At 45.4% G+C, this 14,816-nt stretch carries 17 protein-coding genes; 5 read left to right on the forward strand and 12 right to left on the reverse strand.

The window, feature by feature from the left end; all coding sequences use genetic code 11:
* Positions 1 to 5 precede the first annotated feature (5 nt).
* The 3 genes from QP794_RS01350 (at position 6) to QP794_RS01360 (ending at position 1,957) form a co-directional block, all read left to right on the forward strand.
* Positions 6 to 374 (forward strand): carboxymuconolactone decarboxylase family protein, encoded by a 369-nt coding sequence (locus tag QP794_RS01350; protein WP_024629113.1) that lies wholly within the window; start codon positions 6 to 8, stop codon positions 372 to 374.
* A gap of 185 nt (positions 375 to 559) precedes the next feature.
* Positions 560 to 910: a hypothetical protein gene (locus tag QP794_RS01355; protein ID WP_285074576.1), complete on the forward strand. Its 351-nt coding sequence runs from the start codon at positions 560 to 562 to the stop codon at positions 908 to 910.
* 54 nt (positions 911 to 964) lie between these two features.
* On the forward strand, positions 965 to 1,957 hold the full coding sequence (locus tag QP794_RS01360) for a 3-oxoacyl-[acyl-carrier-protein] synthase III C-terminal domain-containing protein (protein WP_285074577.1): 993 nt from the start codon (positions 965 to 967) through the stop codon (positions 1,955 to 1,957).
* Between the two features lie 178 nt (positions 1,958 to 2,135).
* On the opposite strand, the gene QP794_RS01365 is transcribed toward QP794_RS01360, so the two are convergent.
* The 10 genes from QP794_RS01365 to QP794_RS01410 form a co-directional block, all read right to left on the reverse strand.
* On the reverse strand, positions 2,136 to 2,708 hold the full coding sequence (locus QP794_RS01365) for an NAD(P)H-dependent oxidoreductase (protein ID WP_285074578.1): 573 nt from the start codon (positions 2,706 to 2,708) through the stop codon (positions 2,136 to 2,138).
* A 63-nt stretch (positions 2,709 to 2,771) separates the two neighbouring features.
* A complete protein-coding gene (locus tag QP794_RS01370; protein WP_285074579.1) occupies positions 2,772 to 4,229 on the reverse strand; it encodes a multicopper oxidase family protein in 1,458 nt (485 codons plus the stop codon).
* A gap of 466 nt (positions 4,230 to 4,695) precedes the next feature.
* Positions 4,696 to 5,265 (reverse strand): manganese catalase family protein, encoded by a 570-nt coding sequence (locus QP794_RS01375; protein WP_024629108.1) that lies wholly within the window; start codon positions 5,263 to 5,265, stop codon positions 4,696 to 4,698.
* Between the two features lie 143 nt (positions 5,266 to 5,408).
* Positions 5,409 to 5,684: a spore coat protein CotJB gene (locus QP794_RS01380; protein ID WP_285074580.1), complete on the reverse strand. Its 276-nt coding sequence runs from the start codon at positions 5,682 to 5,684 to the stop codon at positions 5,409 to 5,411.
* A complete protein-coding gene (locus QP794_RS01385; RefSeq protein ID WP_285074581.1) occupies positions 5,674 to 5,913 on the reverse strand; it encodes a spore coat associated protein CotJA in 240 nt (79 codons plus the stop codon). The genes QP794_RS01380 and QP794_RS01385 overlap by 11 nt, the downstream gene beginning before the upstream one ends.
* Complete coding sequence (locus QP794_RS01390) at positions 5,910 to 6,113, reverse strand: hypothetical protein (protein WP_285074582.1); 204 nt, start codon at positions 6,111 to 6,113, stop codon at positions 5,910 to 5,912. The genes QP794_RS01385 and QP794_RS01390 overlap by 4 nt, the downstream gene beginning before the upstream one ends.
* Before the next feature lie 18 nt (positions 6,114 to 6,131).
* Positions 6,132 to 7,520, reverse strand: a complete 1,389-nt coding sequence (locus QP794_RS01395; protein WP_483311872.1) for a hemolysin family protein — start codon at positions 7,518 to 7,520, stop codon at positions 6,132 to 6,134.
* 52 nt (positions 7,521 to 7,572) lie between these two features.
* A complete protein-coding gene (gene yfkAB / locus QP794_RS01400; RefSeq protein ID WP_285074584.1) occupies positions 7,573 to 8,709 on the reverse strand; it encodes a radical SAM/CxCxxxxC motif protein YfkAB in 1,137 nt (378 codons plus the stop codon).
* Between the two features lie 224 nt (positions 8,710 to 8,933).
* A complete protein-coding gene (locus QP794_RS01405) occupies positions 8,934 to 10,052 on the reverse strand; it encodes an HD-GYP domain-containing protein (RefSeq protein WP_079345957.1) in 1,119 nt (372 codons plus the stop codon).
* A gap of 69 nt (positions 10,053 to 10,121) precedes the next feature.
* A complete protein-coding gene (locus tag QP794_RS01410; RefSeq protein WP_285074585.1) occupies positions 10,122 to 11,552 on the reverse strand; it encodes a bifunctional metallophosphatase/5'-nucleotidase in 1,431 nt (476 codons plus the stop codon).
* A 120-nt stretch (positions 11,553 to 11,672) separates the two neighbouring features.
* On the opposite strand from QP794_RS01410, the gene QP794_RS01415 reads away from it, so the two are divergent.
* Together QP794_RS01415 and QP794_RS01420 are read left to right on the forward strand one after the other, a co-directional pair.
* Positions 11,673 to 12,419 carry a molybdenum cofactor biosynthesis protein gene (locus QP794_RS01415; protein WP_285074586.1) on the forward strand — a complete coding sequence of 249 codons (747 nt, stop codon included), beginning with the start codon at positions 11,673 to 11,675 and terminating at the stop codon, positions 12,417 to 12,419.
* Positions 12,420 to 12,543: 124 nt separating this feature from the next.
* Positions 12,544 to 13,593, forward strand: coding sequence for an HD-GYP domain-containing protein (locus QP794_RS01420; protein WP_285074587.1), 1,050 nt, complete (start codon positions 12,544 to 12,546; stop codon positions 13,591 to 13,593).
* Positions 13,594 to 13,738: 145 nt separating this feature from the next.
* Here QP794_RS01420 and QP794_RS01425 read toward each other — a convergent pair whose 3' ends face one another.
* Positions 13,739 to 13,870, reverse strand: a complete 132-nt coding sequence (locus QP794_RS01425; protein ID WP_285074588.1) for a YjcZ family sporulation protein — start codon at positions 13,868 to 13,870, stop codon at positions 13,739 to 13,741.
* A 147-nt stretch (positions 13,871 to 14,017) separates the two neighbouring features.
* Entirely contained in the window at positions 14,018 to 14,740 is a 723-nt protein-coding gene (locus tag QP794_RS01430; RefSeq protein WP_285074589.1) for a M23 family metallopeptidase, read from the reverse strand.
* Positions 14,741 to 14,816: the final 76 nt, after the last annotated feature.

Consider the following 14,816-nt stretch of genomic DNA (forward strand, 5'->3'; position numbering starts at 1 on the left):
ATAGCATGAGTGAACAAGTGACTCAAGGATTGGAGCGTTTTGCAAAGCTTTCCGGTGAATATGGTGCAAAAGCACTGGCACCGATTAAAGATCAGTTCCCTGAGCTCGCTGAGTTTATTATGGGGACGGCTTACGGGGATATTTTTCAGCGCACAACCATTACCGATCAATGGAAGGAAGTCGCCATTATCTCTTCACTGATCTCCCAGGGACAGTATGAGCAGTTGGGGGTTCATTATACGATGGCACTAAGTGTCGGTGTAACCGTGGATCAGCTGAAAGGAATTCTGTTGCATCTGGCACCATGTGTTGGTGCTCCGCGGATCATCAGTGCTTTTAATATATTGCTGGCTACACTGGATGAAATCCAATAATTCACTCTTCTACATTTTTATACATGATTCGACTTTTTTATTGATCTTTTTACATCCCTACCTTTATAATATGGTTAAATTATCCTTCGAATCCGTCACATCTCAGAAGCAGTCAGCTCAGGCCTCTAGGCCTATGTCTTGGTTAGCAGGATAGCCTTAACTCATTTAAAGGAGAGAGAACAATCATGGGAAGTTTTATACTGAAAACTGACGTTCCGAACAAGGTGTTAAACATTGAACTGGAGGGATCTTTCTCTCAAGAAGACGGTTTACGTTCCATCTCGGCATACCAGGACACGATCGCTCCGATTAACCCCAAGGAATATGACCTGAATATCGATTGCAAAAAGTTGAATGTTACCGCTCCGGAAATTGTGCCTCTTCTTGAGGGCTGCCTGCAGTTGTTCAAAAAAGATGAATATAAAAAAGTGGTGCTGACGCTTGAGAATAATGCCATTCTGAAAATGCAGCTGGCCCGTCTTGGACGGTCTGTCGGACTGGACAACCTTGAGATCATCTCCACGGTTACGACCTAATAAACCAGGCGGACAAGCTGAGGGTTCACCCATCCGCTCAGGAGGAGAATGAAGATGGCTGGAATTCGTATTGTAGATATCGATATCTATCATCCAACCCATAAGGTGGGCAATGACTTTTACATTGAACATTTTGATGCAAGAGGTGTAGATATTCGGGGACTGTTAAAGGCACTTGGGCGTGATACACGTTACAAAATTGACAACGATGATGAAAACTCACTAAGCATGGCCTTTGAGGCCGCCAGTAATCTGCTCGAAAAGACCGGACTTACCGGTGCTGATATTGATCTGATTGCTTATGCAAGTCAAACGCCGGAATACATCTTTCCTACGAATTCCTTAATGATTCATCGCCTGATTAACGGGGCATCCCATACGATTTGTATTGACAGCAATGCCAACTGTGCTGGCATGACCGCAGCCTTTGAACAAGTTAGCCGTCAGATGCTGGGCAATCCCAGAATTCGCCGTGCTTTGATAATTGGCTCGGATTACGTCGCTCCTCACGCAAGTCCCGACGATCCTGTATACTTCGCGAACTTCGGGGATGCAGCAGCAGCTGTCATTGTTGAACGGGACGAGCAGGCTGTCGGTTTTATTGACTCGATCTATCAGACCGATACCTGCGTATACGGCAATTCACTCTTCCCGGCACAAGGTCTTGCAAAACTGGGCCAAACCGGTGTTGATGCAGGTGCCTTCCATGTAAAATTCATACCGTTTGATGATTCCATCTGTGTAGGGGCTGCCTCTGAATCGATTCGCACGCTGTTAAGTCGTAACGAGATCGGAGCAGACGAGATCAAAGCCGCTTGTTTCTCCCAATTATCCATTGGCAATATACGTGCTGTATCCGAGAACATTGGCATCGGTGAAGATATTGCCGTCTACATCGGAGACGAGTTCGGGTACACCTCAACCAGCAGTCCATTTATTGCATTTCATCGAGCCATTACATCCGGCCAAATTCAGCGTGGTGATAAAGTTCTGTTCTGGACGGTAGGCGCCGGGTGGCAAAATGTTGCCATGATCGTAGAATACTAAAGGCTTAGTTCGCAAAAATCGAAAGAAGGACATCCTTTTAGCTGAATAGGACAGTCCTTCTTTTCTTGTATTATACGGGTGTGATAACTTTGGTTGAATCGACCTTATGCATTTGTAGTGGCTGCACGATTTGCCATTAATCTTCACTACCCTAAGCTACGAAAGTGGAGTGAAATGATTAGGCCTTACTTGCTATATCTGCAATCTTTTTCAGCCATTTTTCTCGTGTTGCTTGGTCTGCTGTATCCACCGAATCAAAGAAAATATGGGACAAAACTTCAAACCCGCAATATTCAAATATTCCTTTATCGGACGTTAACCTCAACGCTTCCTGCATCCCGCTAGCTTCATACTCTCGCAAAGATTTACCTTGAGTATTAATTATTACAGCTTTCTTTCCTTTAAGTAGCCCCAATTGAATTCCATTTTCATACTTATAAGCAAACTCATATGAAAATACTCGTTCAATATAACCCTTCATCATAGCAGGCATACCGGTCCACCATATGGGATAAATAAAAGTAACAACATCAGCCCAAATCAAATACTCTTGTTCTTGAATGACTTTTTCATCATTTATTCCTAATAAATCGGCCATGTTTGCACCAAGCAAGGGTTGAAAGCCAATCTCGTACAGATCTCTCACTTCAACGTTATGTCCTCCTTTCTGAAGACCTTCTACTGCCGTTTGTAAAATAGAATGATTCAAACTTGTTTTCCTTGGATGAGAGATGATCAATAAATGATTCATGAATGGTTAACTCCTTTTTCTTATTAGTTTTTTTCAAATATTAGTATGGAAGCATCGTTCATGTTATAGATCGGGAAGGTTCCCTGATTTCGTTCCCACTCTGAATTGAGTTGTTATTCCCTCGTAATTCATCATCATACTCATTCCCATTGAGGCGTGTTGCAAATTGTGACAGTGCGCCATCCATAGTCCCGGATTGTCCGCCTCCAGGTATATTTCATAGGTTTCACCTTTTTTCGTTAGGAGTGTATCAAGGTAGACAGGACTACCCTTCAAAGACACACCGTTTTTGCTCCATACTCGAAAAATATGTCCGTGAATGTGGAACGGATGATCCCCGCCTGCTTTATTGGTGACGGTAATGAGCACACGATCCCCCTCCTTCACAATCATTGGAGGAATCTCGTGGAAGGAACTTCCATTGATTGAATTAACAAAAAGAGATCTGCCCAGTTCTAATTTGAAACTTTGATCAACTGTAAGGTTCGCAAGAGGGTCATTCGCCAGCGGGCTGCCGTAATCAACGAATGAGAATTTCTCTTTATTAGTTAATTGTTCAAGTTCAGCTCCACTGCCGATAGAAATGGGAAGCTCTTTAGCCAAATCACTTCTGATGACAACCTTTTTATACTCTAGAAGCTGTAATATTAGATCATAGCGTTGTCCAGCTCCGATCGGAATAGTTACATCTTTTAGTTTGCCAGGCTCATGTATATCATGACCGTCCATCGCTGTGACCTTAAAAGAAGCCCCATCTATCGCAAAGTTCATCGTTTCATTACTAGCATTAGTCAGTCTAACTTTAACGAAATCTCCCACTTCTCCCAGTGTAGTTAACCCCTTCGTACCACCGTTCAGCAGCATAGTGGAGTTCAATTGTTGGTAAATTGCAGAAACCTCTTTTATTGATGACGCCGACGGATCGGGTGAAATCTTGGGCTCAACAATAAAAGAACCTAGGAGTCCCTTCTCTACCTGAATTGAACTCATCTGATGAGAATGGTACCAATATGTGCCCACTTCGGAAGCGATAAAGGAATACGTAAAATCATCCCCAGGTAGAATGGCATCCTGGGTAACTCCAGAGACTCCATCTTGTGAACAAGGAACCTTGATTCCATGCCAATGAATGGTAACCCCTTCTTTGATATCCTTGTTGTACAATGTCACCACGACACGTTCACCTTCTTTAACGCGAATCTCAGGCCCAGGTGAGGTACCATTAAATGTCCAAGCCTCTGTCGTTTGTCCATTATCAAGATTCAATGTTGTCATAGCGGCTGTCAGTTCGAATTTCCGAATAGGCGCCGCCGTATCCTCATCCACGATCTTCTCACAGGAAATACCTTCTTCCGAATGATGGGATGTTGTCGTTACTGATCCTGTATTGTGGTGATGCTGAGCCATATTAATCTCCTCAGGTTGCTGTAATCGAATTTGCCAAAAGAATACACCGATTAGCACTCCTATTAGTAACAACGGGACCCCAAAAATGAAAAACCATATTTTACTTTTTTTCATGTAATCCTCCTTTATTTAAAATTAATTATTAATTGATCAATAACTAATGAAGAGGCAGTGCGATTGATTACTTAACATTCGTGGTAAGATAATATATTTAGTGATCAATCAATAACATGATATCAATAATATACATACGACTTATTTTCTTTTGCACGGTTAGAACATTTCCTATGCAATATTTAATAACTCCCATCTTCATCGCAGTAAGTAATCAATCAATTACTAACAAATCGATTATACAAGTCAGTAATTTATTAGTCAATAACATTCTGGCTCAATCCCTAACAGAGAAAATTCATTTCATTATATTTGTAGACACATCTGGTAGAACCAGATAACAAAGAAACAAATTTGCGACCTCCCCACGAATTGAATTCAGGGATAAGGTCGCAACTTTAAAAATCTTTTCTCTATGTCTAGTCGATGGAATTAGGACCTTAAGCTCTTTATAAGTTTAAAACGTTTAGAAAATCTTCTTTGTCTGCCGATCATCCTTCAGAATCTCTACCGCCTCCCGGAAACGCAAGGAATGCACAATCTCCCGCTCCCGCAGAAACTTCAGACTATCCTGCAGATCCACGTCATCCGTCAGATCGATCAACCATTGATATGTAGCCCGTGCCTTCTCTTCCGCAGCAATATCCTCGTACAAATCAGCAATGGGATCTCCCTTCGCTTGAATATAAGTTGCGGTGAAAGGTACACCTGCGGCATTGTTGTAAAAGAGGGCTTTGTCATGATTTACGTAATGAGCATCCAGACCCGCTTGCTCCAGTTGTTCGACTGTTGCATCTTTGGTCAACTTATAGATCATCGTTGCAATCATCTCTAAATGAGCAAACTCTTCTGTACCGATGTCATTCAGCAGACCGATAATTTTGTCCGGAATCGTATAACGCTGATTAAGATACCTGAGGGCTGCAGCCAATTCACCATCAGCTCCGCCATACTGTTCCATCAGCAATTTGGCCATATGAGGGTCACATTTCCCCACCCGCACAGGATATTGCAGCTTTTTCTCATATACCCACATGCCGCACTTCCTCCTCCAATTTTTGATTTAATCTTACAATCCGGATAAAAATTTCAGCTTAGCATTTCCGGGTGTCCCTGAACTAAACTATCGATCCATGGGACTCCCGGCAAGTCAACAAGCCACAATAGCTGAAAATTTCACTACACCTGCCAAGGCCAAGGTGTCTGAGACCATTCCCAAGGATATTTGGAAAATGAATGACCAAAGTTCATAAGTGGTCCATACAGCTGCTGGAACTCACGGGACACACGCATTCTCTCTTGGCTGAATTTGTTAAACTGTTCGATGCTTTGATAGTCTCCAGGGTGGGTATCCAAGTACAGGTTCAGCTCAACCAATACAAAATCCAGAGCCTGAAGTTCCTCCAGCAGCTCATAGTATTTTGCATCACAGGCTTTAGGTGCTTCAGGTTCCATCCACTTCCACCTCTCTCCCCTTTGATTTTTTAGAGGTATAAGGGCTGTACAATGCAGGCCACAATGTTCCCACTCTCAGTGCTTCTGCTGGACTGTATTGGGGCCAACCCATCGGCTGGAAAGGGATAAACAACTGCGGTGTGACGAGATACGTACGAATGGGCAGCGGCTTGCAAGGATCAAACGGCCCAATAAAAGGGACGTAAGCACGAAGCTGCGGATCTTTCACAGAACAGCGCCTCCTTTATCACGGATTTGGTGCATGTCATCACAATTACCCAAGCATTCTTTTTCCGTCTCTATATCCATATGTCGCTGTCCCCAAGTTAATCCCATATTTAGCGGATCGAAAAAAAAAAGACCTTCGAACGACTCACCCCACTGGTGGTCTCCGAAGGTCACTTCGATGGATATGGCGGCCATATCCATCGTTTATTTCATCAATACTCAGTCTCTGTTACGTTCACGATCATTATTCTGCATCGAATCTGGTTCCTGTTCTACCGTCTCCACCTTATCTTCTTCAGAATCAGGTCGCTTATATACTTTTACGCGGGTAATTCGGAGACGGGTGGATTCTTCGACTTCAAAGACATAACCGTTTTGCTCCCGTGTTTTACCTTTGACCGGACTACCTCCCAGTTCCTTGAACAGCCAACCGCCAATCGTATCGACTTCCTCATCCTCAATGACAGCTCCGGTCCATTCATGGACCTCTTCAATCAGGGAACGACCATCGATGGAAAAGGCTTCTCCACTGCGCTCCATATGCGGACGTTCGTCTTCAAACTCATCATACAGATCACCAACGATCTCTTCCAAAATCTCTTCGGCAGTCAGCAAGCCGGCTGTCCCGCCATATTCGTCGACAACCAGAGTCATCTGGGAATGTTTTTTCTGCATCAAACGAAGTACATGACTGATCTCCATCGATTCAGGCACATTCAGAATTGGACGAACAAGCGCTGCCAGATCATGCTGCTGGTCTGGTTCAGCGAGAAGTAGGTCCGTAATGTGGATGAATCCGATAATCTCATCCTTATCCTCAACAGCGACAGGGTAACGAGAATGCTTCGTTGCATTAATAATTTTCAGGTTTTCTTCCAGAGACATATGGGTATACAAACAATCCATATCCGTACGCGGCAGCATAATTTCACGCGCCAGCATATCGGAGAAATCAAAGATGTTATCCATCAGTTTGATTTCATCCTTATCAATGACACCACTCTTGGCGCTTTGCTTCATCAAAATGCGAAGCTCATCCTCCGAATGGGCCTCCCCTTCGCTGGCAGGTTCAATGCCTGCCAAACGCAGCAGTGCATTGGCTGAAGCGTTCAGCACCCAGATGAACGGGAAGAAGATTTTATAAAATAAAAGCAATGGTGCCGATAGCAGCAGAGCCACTCCGTCTGTTTTTTGAATCGCCAAAGATTTGGGCGCAAGCTCACCCAGCACAATGTGCAGAAACGTAATGATACAGAAACCGATGATGACGGATACTGTCGATATAAGTCCTGTATCCGCTACACCAAGCTTGAACATCAGAGGTTCAACCAACAATTCGGAAATGGCCGGTTCACCGAGCCAACCAAGCCCGAGCGATGTCAGCGTAATTCCGAACTGGGTAGCCGATAGGTAGGCATCCAATTTCCCATTCACCTTCAGTGCATAACCAGCCAACTTATTCCCTTCACTCTGTAATTGAGTGAGGCGTGTTTGTCTAACTTTAACCAGGGAAAATTCCGCTGCGACAAATACGCCATTCAAAAATACGAGCAGAAACACACAGACCAGATTAAATACCAACTGCCCGAGATGAAATTCGGTATGAATACCCAAGTCGAAACTCCCCTTTTTGATCTATTTCAGGAATACACCTGGAATATCAACGTGTAATTGCTTTTCTCGATTTGAAATCCACACCTTTATAATACATATCTGCCACGAGCAGATTCGGACCGCAGCAAGAAGCAGCATCACAATGACAGTTCACTGTCTGATTCAAAGGATGTTCTGCCGACCACTCATGGAATACGTCATCCAGCTTCCGGTCTCGAATGTTGCCAAACGCCGGGATGTCGGCAAAATCGGTAACATACACGTTTCCGGTAAACATGTTGACGTTAACGCGGTTACGACCGTCGGGATCGTTACGAACCGTTACTTTGGGCTCGCTATATAAGCGGTTGATGAGCTCCCGATCCTGGTCTGCTGCACTGCATGCGAAGAACGGAAGTGTACCAAACAGCATCCACATATCCTTGTCACGCACATCCAACAAACGATGAATAGCCGCTCTCATATGATCAAGGGAAAGCACCGGCAGCGCAGAAGCAAAATTCGAATTATACATCGGATGCACTTCATGACGGACACAGCCCATCTCACGGATCAATTGATGAATGCCCTCAAGCTTGTCATGGGTACGGAAATTAATCATGGACTCCGCAGAGATAAACATGCCCGCTTCACTGAGTTTACGGGAATTTTCCATCATTTTCTCATACATCTTCACCGCTACTTCACGCTTGACGGGTCTGCCACTGTTGGCAAAACCAACCTGGTGAAAGTCATCGGCATTCAGATAATTGAATGAGATATGCATAACGTCCAGATATGGCAACAGCTGCTCGTACCGACCAATATCCAGCGTCAGATTCGAGTTGATCTGGGAACGAATCCCCCGATCCTTGGCATATTTAAGCAGCGGAATGATCATCTCATCCACGGTCTTCTGACTGAAGCTCGGCTCACCACCTGTCAGACTGATCGTCTGAAGGTGCTCCACCTCATCCAGCCTTTTAAGCATCAAAGGCAACGGAAGCGCAGGTGCTTCGCGCATCGTTAACATATCTCCTACCGCACAATGCTCACAGCGCATATTGCACAGATGAGTTACGGTCATTTCTACACTGGTCAGCACATGGCGTCCATATGTACGCAAAGAGCCGATCGGATCCCAAGGATCATTAGTCGGCGATAAAGGCATCGGTTCTACCGATCCTGAGTTTAGCATGGTCATTGTTCTTCACCTTATTCCTTTTATTAACCTAAAAAGTTTTATTTACAACATACCCCGACTTCATCTTTTTGGAGTTATCTTTTATCATAGCACAATTTCCTGCGCTCTGGCATGAGCATGCTCTGTCCATTACATGACAAAAAACGCCCCCGTAACATCCGGGCCAAGCTGCCCCCGGACGTTACGATATGAGCGCTGACCCATTCTCCATTAGATGTCAGATATCAAAATATTTCATTACGTGCTGAAGCTGGCGTAGCGTCTTCCACCCCTTCAACACCTGTAATCATAACAGACAGCGCTGTGGACAGATCAATTTCATAGGGTGCGCTTAAGGTCTGTCCATCTGCGTCCTTGAGAACACGAATGCGTGGTCGTTGCGGAACGCGGGAATGGATGGCTGCAACAACCCCGATTTCTCCTGTACTCAACGTGACGGAAATACCTAAGGGGTAGATCGCAACACAATCACGAAATTTTTCCAACATACGCTGTTCATATAATGTCCCTGAACCCGTGTATAATACCTCAACCGCCTGATGAGGCAGAAAGGCTTGACGATACACCCGATTGGTCGTCATCGCGTCATAAGAGTCGGCAAGGGCCAACCACTTTGCATATTCATGGATTTCATTGTCTTTCAAACCAAATGGATACCCGCTGCCATCAATCCGTTCATGATGCTGTAAAGCGCAATGTGCAGCAAGGAGCGGTATACCCGGTTCATCTTTGAGAATACGATGTCCATATGTAGTATGCTGCTGTATGATTTTAAATTCCTCATCACTTAACTTGGAGGGCTTGTGCAGAATGTCTGGGGCAATCTGTGTTTTTCCAATATCATGTAACAAGGCCCCCAGACCAATCTCCATTAATTGCTGGCGTGTATAACCCGATGCCACTCCAAGAACCAAGGTGTATACACATACATTCAATGAGTGATTATACAGATCAAAATCACTGGAGTTCATATCCATCAGCATAATCATCGCTTCCTTCTGACTGCCAATGTCCTCCAGTATTGCATTCATTACCCCGCTAAGTGCTTTTCCGAAGTGCGGGATTCGACTTTTGGTTTTGAGGCCAGACATACTCTGAAACTGCTGTTTGATCTCGACCAGCGCTCTACGCCTGGTCTCTTCCTGCAGCATATCCGGAATGATGATATCCTCTGTTGCAGCATCCGAAATATACACGTATCCAATCCCCAGATCTTTCAGACGTCCAATCAACCGACTGGTCAGCTCCACTCCCTCACTGAGCAGAACCACACCCTCTTCACTATAAATTCGTTTCCCCAGCTTCATGCCAGGCTGCAATAGGTTTATATGTACTAAACGCACAGCCTATCCTCTCCCGCTCCGTAGATGTAATTTCCACTAGCCGCCGCTTCAGCAGAAGGCAAGTACTTGTTAGATTTCATGCCAACGGGATCGCAGGCTGTCATCCAGCGCCCCTGGCCTTTTCAATTCCGTTTCGAGCAGGTCACGTATAAATTCAGGAAGTCGATACGTTGTATCCGTTCCAAGAGAAAGGGACGGATACCCTACATTGAACGTAAACATGTCGAGTGTTCCCACCACATATTCATGTTCATCACGAATCGGTTCGCCCTCAATGTATATGGCACGGATCTTCTCGTATAGAGGCGCGTGTGGATCATATTCCACGTCCATCCCATCCATGCACAAGGTTCCTAAAATATGCCCGCGAAATCCAAAACCGATAATCGGTTTTCGTGAGAACTCTGACAACAGCGACTGCTCCAGTGCCTCCCGAATCTGAATTCCATTCAAGCATATTGTACAGGCATTAATGGGAGATGGACATAGGGAATGTAACATTCCCTTTGTAATATTGCCCTGCGGAAGATCTGCAAGAAGCTGCCCGGCGTTCACAAGTGACAACTGCGCTCCGGTGAACTGACGGACTGCCTGGGCAAGCAATGACGCAAACGGAGACTCATGATCGTAATCAATGGCGAGTGTTCTGTCCGTTATAACGGCTGTCTGGCCAAGCGCCCGTTCGGCTTCCGTCCGATGTGTGTCTATGGCCAGTGCTACCCTTTCTTCGAGCATCATGTTCTGGACCGGAACACAGCCACTGCTCACCAGTGCAAGTTCATTCGCTCCATATTCTCGCTCCAATACCACCTTACCGAGCCACTGTCCAAACTTGCCTGCCGCTCCAAGCACCGTCTGTCCAATGACTAATGGTTCTTCCAATACATGATGTGTGTGTCCGCCCAGAATGACATCGATGCCCGGGATCTGTTCGGCCAGTCTGCGATCTGTTGAAAGCCCCAGATGGGACAAAATAACGATCACATCCACCTGAGAACGCAAAGCTTCAACTTGCTCACGCAGTGCCTCTACCGGTTCCAATACATCCCATCCCAACAGTTCGTAAAAAGCGGTAAAGGGTGCTGTAGCACCAAGCAGACCGATGCGAAATGGCCCCTTCTCCAGAATGAGAGAGGATTTCATCCAGACTGGTGGCAGGCCCGTAGCCTGGTCCACAACATTTCCACATACGACTGGGCACAGAAGTCCAGAGTAAGACTGTGCCAATTGTTCGGGTGTAAAGGTTAGTCCTTCGTTGTTCCCGATTGTTATGGCATCGTAACCGGTCAGATTAAGGACATCGACGTTAGCCGCCCCCAGAGTACCCTCCGTCTCAACTGCCATCCGGTCCATATGATCTCCGATATCTACTACCAGAAACTCTCCGGCCTCTTCCTTCTCCTGTCCGATCATGGCGGCGATGGAGCTCATGGAGCCAAAATGACTATGGATGTCATTCGTGTGTAGAATCGTTAGTGTTTGCGTCTTCCTGGTGCTCATCACACCGCCTCCCTCTTATCGTATATAACGTACATTCCTCTAATGGATAAGCATAACATTTTCCGCGTCGTTATGATATATTTATAGGGTTTAGAGATTAAAAAGAGGTGAGTTATTCGCATGAAATTGACAATTCAACTATTTGCAGGCATCGCTGAACGTCTGGGCACATCCCTGCTCGAATATGAATACCCTGGAACGGATCCAACTCCTGTGCAATTAAAAGAAAAACTGGGCCTTGCTTACCCGGAAGCGACGGATCAAATACGCGCTTCTTTCCTGGCAGTAAACCAACAGTATGCTTCTGCCGATATTATAATCAAGGCCGAGGACGAGCTCGCCTTAATTCCCCCTGTGTCGGGAGGAGATGGGACCCATTTGACTGGTGACGAACAGCGTTCTCCCCATCCCGAGCATCGTACGGATGACGGATTATTCCTGATCACCCAGTCCCCACTGTCCGTGGAAGCTACAACGAAGCTAGTCATCACTGCAAACCATGGAGCAGCCCTTACCTTTGTTGGCACCACCCGTGAAATGACTGGACAACAACGAACGGTTCATCTCGAATACGAGGCCTATGTACCTATGGCACTTTCTCAGATGGCGGCTATCGGCAGTGAAATTAATGAACGCTGGCCAGGTGTGATATGTGCGATAAGTCACCGGATTGGGCAGGTAGATGTAGCAGAGATCAGCGTCGTCATTGCCGTTTCCTCCCCTCATCGCAGTGACTGTTACGATGCGAGCCGTTACGCGATCGAAAGACTCAAACAGAATGTCCCCATTTGGAAAAAAGAAATATGGGAAGATGGTTCCGAGTGGAAAGGTCATCAACTAGGACCCTGGAACCCCATGGACAATTAAATAACTAGTCATTCGACCCTTTGAACGGGCAATGAAATTAGTAAATAAGTCGTTGTCAACCCATTTTTTTCTTGTTATTATAATGATATATGTCGATATTAGTCGAGGAAAAGGTGGTTTATACGTGAGAGTGCATGTTACTGATCTTAAACCTGGCGACCTGCTAAAAAATGATGTGTACAACAGTTCGGGTCTCCACATGCTGATGAAAGGTTCCAGACTCAGCGACGATGATATTGCCAAGCTGCTGCAGCACGGAATCGATTACGCAGATGTAGAGCATACAACATCTGACCTCCACTCTGATGCACAAACCTTACCTTCCGATCAAACCCGTCTGTTAACTAACCTGTTTAACGATACGATCAAAGGTACAGAATCTCTGTTCGAACAAGCGATGGAGAAGGGTTTTATTGATGAGACTCAGGTCGATGAGATTTTGATAACCCTAACGGGACAGCTTGAAAAACAAAAGGATGTTGTCTCCTTGCTACTGATGCTTGACGGGGATAACGACTATACCTACAATCATTCTTTACAAGTCGGAATGCTCGCTTTTTATATCGCCAGCTGGATGGGCTACAACCCTGAGGAATGTTTGACTGTAGCCAAAGCAGGATATCTTCACGATATAGGCAAGTCCAAAATTCCATCTGAAATGTTACATAAGCCGGGCAAATTAACGCCCGAAGAATTTGAAGAAATGAAGAAACATACGTTATATGGTTATGAGATTGTCAAGGAATCCACTCAGGATGAGATTCTTGCAACCGTTGCCCTCCAGCATCATGAGCGTGAAGATGGAAGTGGCTATCCTTACGGACTGAAAGGCGACGAGATTCATCCATTTGCCCGTATAACGGCTGTAGCAGATGTGTACAGCGCGATGACGACCAATCGGGTGTATCAGACCAAGCAGGAACTTATCTCCGTGCTATGCGAATTGTACAGCCTCAGCTTTGGTCAGTTGAATGCTGAAGTCACACAGGAACTCATCAAACATATGCTGCCCAATTTTATTGGCAAAAGGGTTCTGCTCACAACCGGCGAAACCGGTCTGATTGTTTTAAATAACCCTGCGGATTACTTCCGACCACTCGTTCAGACCTCTACAGCCTTTATCGATTTAGCGAAGGAAAGAGATATAGCAATCGTTGAAATTTATATCCAGTAAGCCAGCAATAAGCGTTCAGGAATCCGCAGCAGCAGTTAGCGTACTTCAAATCCAAGAGAATATCCGATACAACGTTTACCTCGTATGCACGTGAATAAAGGGGAGCCACTAAGGCTCCCCTTTATTCGGATTAATTCATATCGGATTAAACGCAGAATGCTTTCGTGATGATAACCAACAGAATGAACAGTACCAAGATCGTTCCAGTGTTTGTGAACATATTGTATCCGCCTACGCCGCCTACGTTGCCCCCACAGCCATATCCTACTTCGCTCATGTGATTGCCTCCTCTTCATCAGGTATACCCTAACATATGACGTTTAGGTTTGGATGAACCGGGCGAACGGGCAACATTCCATAAATGGTTGTCTGCCTGCTTTCGACTGAAGATTAGGCTTCACGTTTACTCCTGATCCGTTTGTTGTTAACCTGAGGAACCGGAAGAGACCTTGATCCCCTTTTCCTTACGATACATGATAACCAGCAATCTCCAAAAATCATAACTGCCCGTCTCATTCATTATAAACGGTTGGTAATAACGATAAGCTTCCTCTGCCCAAGACGGACAAGCCATACTGGAAATGTCCTTTTGCTGCTGGACCCAGGCCGACTGAGATTCCAGCATCTTCTCCAATGCTGTTAACCGTTCTCTTTCCTCCATCGTCGTCATTGGCGTCTCCTCCGCTCCTTCCACAGTTGAATTATATTCAGATTGCAAATAGATTCCTGGATCCACAACACCATTCTCACTGGCCGTATATCCATACGAAGGGGCGCTGGATTTGCGTACCTCATAATGCACATGTGGCCCTGTACTTTCACCCGTACTCCCCTGGTTGCCGAGAAGCTGCCCTTGCTTTATTTGCTGTCCAACTTTTACTGCAATCCGGGAAAGGTGGGCATAACAATGCAAGTAACCCCTGTGATCCTGTACCGCAACGGTAAGCCCATAACCGCCGAATCCTGAGCCTGTAGCCCCTTCCGCAGCAAAACGTACAGTCCCGTCCATAAATGCATGTATGGGCCCATTCCATGGCTCTGTGACGAGATCAATTCCACGATGAAATGTCTGTCCGCCAGAAATAGGATGGATTCTGTAGCCAAATGAACTTGTAATCCGATATCCCTTAAACGGATTGTCGCTCATGTTTTCACATCCTTTTCTATCATTAGATGCTTGAATCTAGTAAATGGCTTGTGCTATTGATCTTATTTTATTACAA

It is taken from the genome of Paenibacillus sp. UMB7766-LJ446 (assembly GCF_030226665.1).
Taxonomy (GTDB): domain Bacteria; phylum Bacillota; class Bacilli; order Paenibacillales; family Paenibacillaceae; genus Paenibacillus; species Paenibacillus vandeheii.